Genomic DNA, 11297 nt, shown 5'->3' with positions numbered 1-11297 from the left:
GCGGCTCAGTGCCCCGGCGGGGTGAGCGCCGCGACGGCGGCCGCGTCGAGCGCGACGGCCGGCGCCTGCCGGAGCAGCAGCGTCAGCCGCGCCGCCGTCTCGAGCTCCTCGGCCAGGTCGATGGCCGCGTCGAGCGTGGCCGCGGCGACGACCGGTCCGTGGTTCGCGAGCAGCAGCGCCGCATGGCCGGGTGCGGCCGCGGCGACGCCGGACGCCAGCTCTCCGCTGCCCGGTGGGGCGTACGGCACGAGCGGGACGTCGCCCAGCCGCATCACCCGGTAGGGCGTCAGCGGCGGAAGCTGCGCGAAGCCGCCCTCCCCCGGCGGCAGGCAGGCGATGGCGGTCGCGTACGGCGAGTGGAGGTGGACAACGGCCGTCGCGTCCGGGTGCGCGGCGTACATGGCCGCGTGCAGCGGCAGCTCCTTGGTGGGCCGCGGCGCCCCGTCGTGCTCGGCCGGCGTCGCGGCCAGCTCGTCCTCCGTCACGGCGCGCAGCGAAGACCCGGTCGGCGTCGCGATGATGCGCGAGCCGAGGCGCACGCTGACGTTGCCGGAACTCCCCGGCGACAGGCTCGCCGCGGAGAGGTGACGGCAGGCGCGCACGACGGCCGCGCGCGCCTCCGCCTCGCTGAGGTAGCCGGTCACGGGGCCGCCTCCCAGGCGTCGGAGAAGAGTGACGGGCCGCCGAAGTTGCCCGATTTCAGCAGCACGGCGATGGTGCGGCCGGCGCTCAGCGAGACGGCCCAGGGCACCCCGGGCGCGGCCTGCGCGCCGATGAGCAGGCGTTCGAGACCGAGCCGGGCGGTCACCGCGCCGGACGTCTCGCCGCCCGCGACGAGCACGTGGCTGACGCCGAGCTCGTGGACGGCGAAGGCCGCGAGTTCCGCGAGCGCGCCTTCGAGCAGAGCGGCGGAGCGAGAAGCCCCGAGGGTGCTCTGCGCTGCAGCGACCTCCGGGGAGACGTGCACCAGCACGGGGGAGAGGGCGTCGCGGCGGGCGGCCAGCGCATCCTTCGTCCGGTTCAGCGCACCGGGGTCGTGGGCGAGTTCGAGCGGGTCGAGGAGGTGGCGCTCGCCGCGGAAGGCGGCGATCTGGCCACGCGTGGCGGCCGAGGCGCTCCCGGCGAGGACGAGGCGTCCGGTGACGGGGACGTGCGGCAGCGCGGCGTGGCCGTCGGGGCGGGCACCCGCTGCGCGGACGTCGGCCCGCGCCAGCGCCGTCGCGACACCGGCGCCTCCCCCGGCGAGCACCGGCCCCTCGGCCGCCTGGCGCAGGATCGCCTCGGCGATCACGTCGAGGTCGGCCTCGGTGAGCGCATCCACGAGCATGTGGCCGTCGCGGACGAGCGCTGCGACGGCATCCGGGCCGCGCTGCACGTCCTCCCACCGGATGAGTCCGACGGGGGCGGGCGTCTGCGGCGCGAGCAGGCGCAGCAGGTTCGAGTCGCGCATCGGCGTCAGCGGATGGTCCCGCATCGGCGACTCGGCCAGCGGCACGCCGTCGACGAACAGCGTCCCCTGGTACTGCGTGCGCCCGGCGCCCGGCGTGGCGGGCGTTCCGAGCGTCGCGGGGGCGCCCGCGGCGGAGGCCAGCGCGTCCGCGATGGGGCCGATGTTGCCGGCGGGCGTCGAGTCGAAGGTCGAGCAGTACTTCTGGTAGAGCTGCGTCGCACCCGCGGAGAGCAGGAGCCGGGCCGCAGCGGCGGAGGCCGCCACGGCGTCGGCGACCGGAGCGGTGCGCATCTTCAGCGCGACGACCGCGCAACCCGAACCCTCGGCAGGAAAGACCCCGTCGGCCGACGACGGAGTGCCGAGCAGCACGCTCGCCGTGACTCCCGCCTCGGCGACACGGCCCGCGAGGTCGCAGGCGCCCGTGACGTCGTCGGCGACGGCGCCGAGCCGGATCACGGGACGCTGATCCCCGGCTCGTCGACGGGCGCGGGCTCCCCGGCCACGACGACCGTCGCGCCCGCGTCGCGGAGCGCCTGCAGGTCGTCGGGGTCGGCGCCCGCGTCGGTGAGGATCACATCCACCAGCTCGAGGCCGCCCACGCGGATCGGCGCGCGCGCGCCGAGCTTCGAGTGGTCGACCAGGAGGATGGTCGTGCGGGCGGCGCGCGACAGCTCCTGCTTGAGCTCGGCGTCGAGCGCGTTGGCGCAGAGGATGCCGCGGGGGTCGACCGCGGTCGCGGACAGCACCGCGACGTCGACGGAGTAGTCGGCGATCGTGCGGCGGGCGGTGGCCCCGGCGAAGCTGCGCGTCTCGCTCTGGTACACGCCGCCGACGGCGACGAGTTCGACGTCGTCGCGTTCGATGGCCGCCTGGATGACCGGCGCGGAGTGGCTGATGATCGTGGTGCCGCGGTGAAGCATCCCGGCGAGCGGTGCGACCGTCGTGCCCGCGTCGAGGGCGACCGTGACGGCGCCGTCGAGCAGGTCGAGGCAGGCCTCGGCGATGGAGTGCTTCTCGCCGCTTCCGGTCACCGCGCGCTCATCGAAGGGGCGTCCGTGCCCGAGGTTCGGGAGGCTGGCGCCCCCGACGACGCGACGGGCGAGGCCCTCTTCTTCGAGCTGGCGCAGGTCGCGGCGGATGGTCATCTCGGAGACGCCGAGCTCTTCCGCCACGCGCGAGGACGACACGTAGCCCTCGACGGAGAGCCGGCGGAGCAGCTCTTCGCGGCGGGCGGGGGCGTCGGTGTAGCGCACCCGTCCATCCAACCGGCTTCTCGGAGCACTTGTCAACAAACGCACAAATCTTGACGTGAATGTTCGGAAGTGAACAGAATGGACGACGTGACCTCCGCTCCTCTCGCCGCGCTCGGCGTGGACGTCGGCACCACCAACACCAAGGTGGTGCTGGCGGTGCTCGGCGACGCCGTGCGCGAAGAGCGGACGCTGACCGTGCGGACGCCCGACACGGGCGCCGCCCTGCAGGCCGTCGTGCTCGGTGCGATCCGCGAGATCGCGGTCGAGCCGCCGCATCCGATCGCCGCCATCGGCGTCGCCTCCATGGGCGAGACCGGGTCGCTGACCGGTCCCGACGGCGAGCCGCGCGGCGACCTGCTGCGCTGGGCGGACGGCGACGCCGCCACCGCCGACCGGCTCGTCGCGGCGACCGGCGCCGAGGCGCTCTATGCCGCGACCGGCGTTCCCGCGCCGCAGAAGTCGCCTCTGACACATTGGCTGCGGCTCGCGGACGACCGGGACGCACAGCTCGCCGACGCGCGCTGGCTCGGCGCCGACGGCCTCGTCCTCTCGTCGCTCACCGGCGAGGCGGTCACCGACCACACCCTTGCGGCCCGGACGATGGCCTACCGCCTGCCCGGTGCCGGCGAGCCCCTCACCGAGACCTTCGACGCCGACCTGCTCGGCCTCGTGGGCCTCACGCCGGACCGCTTCCCCCGCGTCATCGCGCCGGGCCGGACCGCCGGAACGCTCACCGCGCATGCCGCCGCCGCCCTCGGACTCCCCGCCGGGCTGCCGGTCGTCGCGGCCGGTCACGACCACGCGGTCGGCGCCTGGGCGGCGGGAGTCCGCTCGCCGGGCGACGCCGCCGACTCCGTCGGAACCGCCGAGGCCCTGCTGCGTGTCGCACCCACTGTGTCGCGCGACGACGCGCGGCGGCAGGGGATGAGCCTGGCACGCTGCGTCGACGGGCGGCACGAGAGCCTGCTCGCGGGCAATCCGACGGCCGGAGCCCTCGTCGAGTGGGCGTTCGACGAGCTGCTCCCCGGCGCCGACCGCCGGGATGCGCTGGAACAGGCTCGGCGGCTGGCGGACGGACCGCTCGAGGCCTTCCTCCTCCCGTACCTGCGCGGGCGGCAGTCGCCCGCCCCCGACCCGTCGGCCTCGCTGCGGATGGTCCAGCGCTCCGGCGCCTCCGTGCAGCTGGCCGACCCCGCCGCCGCTCTGACCGCCGTGCTGAGCGGGCTGGCCCTCCAGCTGGCGTGGATGGATGCCGCCCAGACCGCGCTCGCGGGCCCCCGCCGCTCCGAGCTCGCCGTGCTCGGCGGACCCGGAGCCGCCAACCGCACCTGGTGGCGGCTCAAGCAGCGACTCGTTCCCGGCGACCTGCGCCAGGTCGACGCCGCCGAGCCGGTCGCGACCGGCGCCGCCATGCTCGCCGCGCACCGCGTCGCCGGCCTCACCACCTCGCTGCCCCTGCGCAGCGCCGACAGCGTCGCCTCGGCCGGCGATCCGGCCCTGCTGGATGCCTTCGTCGAGGCGGCGACGCACCACGACAAGGAACCCGAATGACCGACACCACCTCCCGTCCCGCGCTCGACCTCGACGCGATCTCCCGGCCCGCCGGCGGCCTGGCCATGGTCGCGATGGACCAGCGCGAGAGCCTCCGGCACATGTTCGACCTGGCCGGCGCCGGGCGCCCGGCGGACGACGTGCTGATCCGCTTCAAGCTCGACGTGGCGGAGGCGCTGGGCCCGCTCGCGTCCGGCTTCCTGATCGACCGGCACTTCGGCTTCGAGGCGGTCCGCGACACGCTGCCCGCCGGCACCGGCCTCATCCTCGCCGCCGACGACCTCACACAGGAGGACGGTGGGCCGGTCGAAGAGACCGCTTTGGACGACGTGGTGCTCACGCAGACCGACCTCGACGGCGTCGTCGCACTCAAGCTGCTGGTCATCTGGCGCCGGGATGCGAAGCGCGAGCAGCGCGTCCGCCTCGTCGAGCGCTTCGTCGAGGAGTGCCGCGCCCGGGGCGTCCTCTCGGTGCTGGAGCCGGTCGTCCGCGCAACCCCCGGCGAACTGGATGCGGGCACCTGGGACCTCGACGTCGCCATCCGGGAGGCCGCCGCCGAGCTGTCTCCGCTCGGCCAGAGCCTGTACAAGGTGCAGGTGCCGATGTCGGGCACCGGCGACGCGGCACAGCAGCGGGAGGCGAGCGAGCGGCTGAACGCATCCATCACCGGACCCTGGGTCGTGCTGTCGCAGGGCGTCGACCGCCCCGCGTTCCTGCCCGCCGTCGAGGCCGCGTGCCGTGCCGGCGCGAGCGGGTTCCTCGCCGGCCGCGCCCTCTGGAGCGACGTGGTCGGCCGCGCCGACGTGCCGTCCGCGCTGCGCGAGCTCTCCGTGCCCCGACTCGAGGCCCTCATCGAGGTCGTCGACCGCGAGGCGCGTCCGTGGCGGGAGGCGCGATGATCGCCGGACTGCTGCACACCGTCCCGGCCCTCGCGCCGACGTTCGACGCCCTGGTCTCGGAGGCGCTCCCGGGCGCGCACCGCCAGCACATCGTCGACGCCTGGATGCTCGAGACGGCCATCGCGGAGGGCGTCACGCCGGCCGTGCGCGACCGGGTCGCCTCCCACCTCCGTCACCTCGCAGAGTCGGGCGCGGACGCCATCCTCGTCACGTGCTCCTCCATCGGCGAGGCCGCCGAGGCCGCGGCCGCGTCCCTCCGCATCCCCGTCATCCGCGTGGATGCCGCCATGGCCGCCGAAGCCGCCCGCCTCGCCGCAGCGCCCGCCGCTGCCGCCCCAGCTGAGAATTCCGGAGTTGTTCGCCCCGACACGCCGTCGGCGCCCCGAAGAACTCAGGAATTGTTGGCGCGGCGGATCGCGGTGCTCGCGACGAACACCGCGACGCTCGGACCGACGACGCGGTTGATCGAGCGGGAGGCGGCGGCCCAGGGCGTGCGCGCCGACGTGCGGGCGACGGTCGTCGAAGGCGCGGCGTCCGCCCGCGCGGCAGGCGACCAGGCCGAGCACGACCGCCTCATCGCCGAGGCGGTGCGCGCAGCCGCGGCGCCGTCCGACGGCGCGGACGGCGCACAGGCCGCCGCCGCGCTCGTGCTCGCCCAGGCCTCCATGGCGCCCGCGGCCGAGTCGGCCGGCGTCAGCATCCCCGTCCTCACCTCCCCGGCCGGCGGCATCGCCCGCCTGGTGGAGGCCCTGACCCCGTCGGACCCGGAGGGGGCGGACGCCAGCGCGAACCGTTCGCCGCTCGCCGGGTCCGGCGGAACTCCTGCATCCGCTCTCGCGCCGGAGCGGACCGCATGACCGGCGTCGACCTCCTCGCCTACGCCGACCGGCTCGGCGGCGACCTCCCGCGGCTCCGCGAGCTGCTCGACGGCCCACTGCGCGATTTCGCCGGGGTGCACATCCTGCCGTTCTTCGTGCCGTTCGACGGCGCCGACGCCGGCTTCGACCCGATCGACCACGGCGCGGTGGATCCGCGTCTCGGCACCTGGGACGACGTCCGCGCCATCGCCGAGCGGCGCGAGGTGACCGCCGACCTCATCGTGAACCACGTGTCGAGCGAGTCGGCGGAGTTCGTCGACTGGCTGGCGCTCGGCGAGGAGTCCGCCCACGACGGCATGTTCCTCACCTTCGACACCGTGTTCCCCGACCGCGCGTCCGAGCACGACATCACGGCTTTCTACCGTCCGCGCCCCGGCCTCCCGTTCACCGCGTACCGGATGGCCGACGGCCGGCGCCGCCTGGTCTGGACGACGTTCATGCCCACCCAGGTCGACCTCGACGTGGCGAACGACCGCGCCCGCGCCTACCTGCGCCGCATCCTCGCGACCCTCCGCGCCGGCGGCGTGACGACGGTCCGGCTGGACGCCGTCGGCTATGCGGTGAAGACGCCCGGCACCGACAGCTTCATGACCCCGGAGACGCTCGACTTCGTGCGCGAGATCGTCGCCCTCGCCCGCGAGGAGGGCCTGCGGGTGCTGGTCGAGGTGCACGCGCACTACTCGCAGCAGCTCGCCATCGCCCCGCTCGTCGACCTCGTCTACGACTTCGCCCTGGCGCCGTTGCTGCTGCACAGCCTGGGCACGGGCACCTCCGACCGGCTCGTCGAGTGGTTGCGCATCCGCCCGCGGAGCGCCATCACGGTGCTCGACACCCACGACGGCATCGGCATCATCGACGCGGGCCCGTCGGGCGACCTCCCGGGCCTCATCGATCAGGAGGAGATGGCCGCGATCTTCGCGCGCGCCGCCGAGGCGACGAACGGGCACTCCACCATCGCGTCGGTCATCCCCGCCTGGATGAGCCTCCCGCATCAGATCAACGCCACCTTCTTCTCCGCCCTCGGCGGGAACGCCCGCAGCTACCTGCTCGCCCGAGCGGTGCAGCTGTGGCTGCCGGGAGAGCCGCAGCTCTACTACGTCGGGCTGCTCGGCGGGCTGGATGATGTGGCGCTCTTCCAGCGCACCGGGCAGGGTCGCGACGTCAACCGTCACGTCTACACGCCCGACGAGCTGGATGCCGCCCTGGCAAGCGACGTGACCAGAGCCCAGCTGGCGCTCGTCCGGCTCCGTTCCGCTCATCCCGCTTTCGGGGGCGAATTCGCTTACCGGGTGGAGCCGGACGGGTCGCTCGTGCTGGAATGGTCGCTCGGTGACGCGCGCGCCGCCTTGACCGTCTCGTTCGCCCCCGAGCCCGTCTTCCGCATCCGCACGTCGGGCGCCGGCGCCCCCTCGCCGTCGACTCCGTCGGAGCGCTCGCCGCGCTCTGAACCATCCGCGCCTCATCTCCCCCACCATCGAGGACCAGTGCAGACCACCCAGGACATCACCATCACCCGCAGCGCGACCGAGGTCGTGCTCGTCGCCCCGGCGTACACGCTCGGCGTCGCCCTCACGCGGCCGCGTGCCACCATCGCCGGGCCGGACGGCGAGCTGTGGAGCGACCTGTCGCTGCTCGCGAGCGTCGACCGCATCGGCGTGCCCGACGAGTCGTCCGGCCCGACCGCCGTCACGGTCGAGGAGGAGGCGGACGGCTCGGTGCGCATCACCGTGCTCACCGACTCCAGCGCCTGGGCGACGAAGGCCGTGGTGCTGCACTGCCTGCCGGGCGAGGTGCGCGCCCGCGTCGAGGTGACCACCGAGGAGGACGACGCGCGCATCGCCGACCTGACGATGTTCGGCGGCCAGGCCGCCCTGCCGACCGGTGCAGCGGGCACGTTCCGCTCGGGCATCCGCTTCCCGTCGGTGTTCGTGCCGGCGCCGACCGAGCCCATCCAGGTCGTCCGGCCGTCGAACACCCAGGCGCAGCTCGGCGTGGTCGGGGATGCGGAGCCCGGCCGCCTGCACGGCATCTTCTCGCCGCCGCCGCTCGTCTTCGGCCTCGGCCGCCCCTCGATCTCGCCGGAGGCGCCGCACGGCCCCACGGACATGCCGGTCGGTGACTGGCTCGGCGTCTCCGTCGTCGCGCCCATCGCGCAGCTGGGCTTCACGACCTTCCGCTACGACGCGATCGACGGCGGCTTCCTCTTCCGGCTCACCTACGAGGGGCACACGCGCGTGCGGGCGGGCGGATGGGTGTCCCCCGAGTTCGTGCTGCGCCCGGCCGGCGCGCCGCTGAGCGCGATCCGCGACTACCGCGACGACCTCGCCGCGCGCGGCTGGGCCGAGCCGGCGCCCGAGGCGGCCGACTGGTGGCACGAGCCGATCTTCTGCGGCTGGGGCGCCCAGTGCGCGCTCGCCGTGCGGATGAGCCACGAGGGCGAAGCGCTCGCGACGGACAACGCGGACGGCTTCGTGCTGCCCGCCGGCGCCGCGTTCGCGCCCGACCTGGCGCGCCAGTACCTGTACGACCGGTGGCTGCGGCGGCTGGCCGACAACGACATCCACCCGGGCACCGTCGTCATCGACGACCGGTGGCAGGCCGACTACGGCACCAACACGGTCGACACCGAGAAGTGGCCCGACCTGCGCGGCTGGATCGACGACCGCCACGCCGCCGGCCAGCGCGTGCTGCTGTGGTTCAAGGCCTGGGATCCGGCAGGGCTGCCGCCCGAGCTGACGGTGCGCGACGCATTCGGACGTCCCGTCGCCGTCGACCCCTCGAACCCCGCGTACCTCACGGCGCTGGCCGAGCAGGTCACCCGGATGGTCTCGCCCGACGGGCTGGACGCCGACGGTTTCAAGGTCGACTTCACGCAGCGCGCGCCCTCCGGCGTGACCCTGCGCACGCACGACGACGGCGTGTGGGGCATCAGCGCCCTGCACGCGATCGTGCGCACCATCCACGACGCCGCGAAGGCCGCAAAGCCGGATGCGCTCGTCGTCACGCACACCGTGCATCCCTCGTTCTCGGGCGTCACCGACATGGTGCGCCTCAACGACGTGCTCGAGGACTCGGTGCACGGCGACCCGGTTCCCGTCGGCGACCAGCTGCGCTACCGCCACGACATCGCGGCCGCCTCGCTGCCCGGCCACTCCATCGACACCGACCAGTGGCCGATGCCGAATCGGGAGGAGTGGCTCGCCTACTCGCGCATCCAGCCGGAGCTGGGCGTGCCCGCGCTGTATTACGTCGAGTCGATCGACAACAGCCGCGAGGAGGTGACGGACGCGGACCTGCGCGAGATCGCCGGGCTGTGGCGGTCGTACCGCGCCGCCCGGGGCGAGCGCGACGCGCCCGCCCCGAAGGAGCCGACGACCGTATGAGCACGTTCACGGAGGTCGCTCCCGGCGTCCACCGGTTCGCGGACACCTGCAACGTCTACGTGGTCGTGGCGGCGGATGCGCGCGGCGCGATCGCGATCGACTTCGGCTCCGGCGACGTGCTCGACCACCTCGGCGAGCTCGGCCTGGAGACGCTCGACGCCGTGCTGATGACGCACCACCACCGCGACCAGGGACAGGGGCTGCCGCGCGCCGTCGCCGCGGGCATCCCCATCCACGTGCCGCCGGTCGAGCAGGACCTCTTCACCCGCGTCGACGAGATGTGGTCGTCGCGCGCGCTGTACAACGACTACAACCTGCGCCAGGACCGGTTCTCGCTGCTCGACCCGGTGCCGATCGCGGGCACCGTGCCCGAGTACCGGAGCGTATCCTTCGGCGGCATCTCCGTGAAGACCATGCCGACGCCGGGCCACACCATGGGCTCGGTCACCTATCTGGTGGAGCGCGGGGACGAGCGGGTCGCCTTCACGGGCGACCTCATCTACGCGCCCGGCAAGGTATGGTCGCTCGCTGCCACCCAGTGGTCGTACACCGAGAACGAGGGTCCGGCGATGACCGTGCTGTCGTGCCTGATCCTGCAGGAGGAGCAGCCGACCATCCTGCTGCCGTCCCACGGCGAGCCGATGCCCGACGCGCTGGCTGCGCTCGAGCAGCTGGCCGACCGGATGAGCGGCTACGTGGACTCGCGGCGCACCCACCCGTGGGACCTGCGCGACTGGCTGGAGCGCCCGTTCGTGCGCCTCACCGACCATCTGCTGCTGAACCGCACCGCGAACTCCTGCGTCTATGTGCTGCTGAGCGACTCCGGCGGCGCCCTGTTCATCGACTACGGCTACGACATGTCGACCGGCTGGCCCGCGGGAACCGACCGGGCCGCTCGCCGGCCCTGGCTGGCGTCCCTCCCCGCCCTGAAGCGCGACTTCGGCGTCACCTCGGTGGAGGTCGTGCTCGGCACCCACTACCACGACGACCACATCGCCGGGCTGAACCTGCTGCGCGACGTGGAGGGCACGGAGGTCTGGCTGCCCGAGAACGTGGCGCCGATCATGGCGGACCCGATGCGCACCGACCTGCCGTGCCAGTGGTTCGAGCCCATCCCCGCCGACCGCGTGCTGCCGCTGGGCGAGACCGTGCGCTGGCGCGAGTACGACATCGTGACGCACGAGCTGCCCGGCCACACGCTCTACGCCGCCGCGTTCGAATTCGAGGTGGACGGCGTGCGCGTGCTCGCGACGGGGGACCAGCAGACCGCGGAAGGGCGGCTGGGCGTGCAGCGGGAGATCCTGAACTACCAGTACCGCAACCGGTTCCGGCGCGACGACTTCATCCAGAGCGCCGCCCTGTACCGCCGTGTCGCCCCCGGTCTGATGATCACCGGGCACTGGCAGGGCCGCGAAGTGGATGAGGACTACCTGCAACTGCTGACGGAGCAGGGCGACGAGCTCGCCGCCCTCCACGACGGGCTGCTGCCGGGCGACGGGATGCTGCCCCCGGCGGACGGCAACCTGGTGCTCGTCGAGCCGTTCTACCAGCGGGTGAGCCCTGGTGCGCTGCTCTCGTACGAGGTGGTCGTCGTGAACCCCTACGACGAGCCGCGGGAGGTCGTCGCCCGGCTGGTGACGCCGGACGGGTGGAGCGACCCTTCGCCCGCGTCGACGACGGCCGGAGCCGGAGAGACCGTGCGGCTGCGGTTCGCGGTGCGGGCAGGGGAGGCGGTACGGAAGCGTCAGCGCCTGGCGGCCGACGTCACGGTCGGTTCCGTGCGACTCGGGCAGGCCGGGGATGCGGTCGCGGACACGGTTGCGAAGGTACCGATCGCGACGGCGGAGACTCTCGACACCGCTGCTGCCCTCGGCTAGCCTGCG

The 11297-nt window shown here is 74.0% G+C and carries 8 protein-coding genes; 5 read left to right on the top strand and 3 right to left on the bottom strand.

Annotation, left to right across the window (positions count from 1 at the left end):
- Window positions 1-5 precede the first annotated feature (5 nt).
- Genes ACQ86M_RS15210 through ACQ86M_RS15200 form a run of 3 tightly spaced genes read right to left on the bottom strand, consistent with a single transcriptional unit; the run spans window position 6 to window position 2703 of the window.
- Window positions 6-644, bottom strand: coding sequence for a class II aldolase/adducin family protein (locus ACQ86M_RS15210; RefSeq protein WP_431246049.1), 639 nt, complete (start codon window positions 642-644; stop codon window positions 6-8).
- Window positions 641-1906, bottom strand: coding sequence for a 3-oxo-tetronate kinase (otnK, locus tag ACQ86M_RS15205; RefSeq protein ID WP_431246048.1), 1266 nt, complete (start codon window positions 1904-1906; stop codon window positions 641-643). The genes ACQ86M_RS15210 and otnK overlap by 4 nt, the downstream gene beginning before the upstream one ends.
- Window positions 1903-2703, bottom strand: coding sequence for a DeoR/GlpR family DNA-binding transcription regulator (locus tag ACQ86M_RS15200; RefSeq protein ID WP_431246047.1), 801 nt, complete (start codon window positions 2701-2703; stop codon window positions 1903-1905). The genes otnK and ACQ86M_RS15200 overlap by 4 nt, the downstream gene beginning before the upstream one ends.
- Window positions 2704-2781: 78 nt before the next feature.
- Here ACQ86M_RS15200 and ACQ86M_RS15195 point away from each other — a divergent pair, with 78 nt between their 5' ends.
- The 5 genes from ACQ86M_RS15195 to ACQ86M_RS15175 are packed head-to-tail and all read left to right on the top strand — an operon-like array spanning window position 2782 to window position 11291.
- Window positions 2782-4254, top strand: coding sequence for an FGGY-family carbohydrate kinase (locus ACQ86M_RS15195; RefSeq protein ID WP_431246046.1), 1473 nt, complete (start codon window positions 2782-2784; stop codon window positions 4252-4254).
- Window positions 4251-5153, top strand: coding sequence for a hypothetical protein (locus ACQ86M_RS15190; RefSeq protein WP_431246045.1), 903 nt, complete (start codon window positions 4251-4253; stop codon window positions 5151-5153). Before ACQ86M_RS15195 ends, ACQ86M_RS15190 begins: the two co-directional genes overlap by 4 nt.
- Window positions 5135-6010 (top strand): hypothetical protein, encoded by an 876-nt coding sequence (locus tag ACQ86M_RS15185; protein ID WP_431246044.1) that lies wholly within the window; start codon window positions 5135-5137, stop codon window positions 6008-6010. The genes ACQ86M_RS15190 and ACQ86M_RS15185 overlap by 19 nt, the downstream gene beginning before the upstream one ends.
- Window positions 6007-9414, top strand: a complete 3408-nt coding sequence (gene gtfA / locus ACQ86M_RS15180; protein WP_431246043.1) for a sucrose phosphorylase — start codon at window positions 6007-6009, stop codon at window positions 9412-9414. The genes ACQ86M_RS15185 and gtfA overlap by 4 nt, the downstream gene beginning before the upstream one ends.
- Complete coding sequence (locus ACQ86M_RS15175; protein ID WP_431246042.1) at window positions 9411-11291, top strand: MBL fold metallo-hydrolase; 1881 nt, start codon at window positions 9411-9413, stop codon at window positions 11289-11291. Before gtfA ends, ACQ86M_RS15175 begins: the two co-directional genes overlap by 4 nt.
- The last annotated feature ends 6 nt before the right edge of the window (window positions 11292-11297 follow it).

The organism is Leifsonia xyli subsp. cynodontis (assembly GCF_050632205.1).
Classification (GTDB): domain Bacteria; phylum Actinomycetota; class Actinomycetes; order Actinomycetales; family Microbacteriaceae; genus Leifsonia; species Leifsonia xyli_D.
The sequence above is the reverse complement of the archived record's forward strand: the minus strand, read 5'-3'. Positions and strand labels throughout refer to the sequence as shown.

Bases quoted from the DNA above. Each gene is read 5' to 3' on its own strand.
- ACQ86M_RS15190 (WP_431246045.1), top strand. From the start codon at position 4,251: ATGACCGACACCACCTCCCGTCCCGCGCTCGACCTCGACGCGATCTCC.
- ACQ86M_RS15195 (WP_431246046.1), top strand. From the start codon at position 2,782: ATGGACGACGTGACCTCCGCTCCTCTCGCCGCGCTCGGCGTGGACGTC.
- gtfA (WP_431246043.1), top strand. From the start codon at position 6,007: ATGACCGGCGTCGACCTCCTCGCCTACGCCGACCGGCTCGGCGGCGAC.
- ACQ86M_RS15175 (WP_431246042.1), top strand. From the start codon at position 9,411: ATGAGCACGTTCACGGAGGTCGCTCCCGGCGTCCACCGGTTCGCGGAC.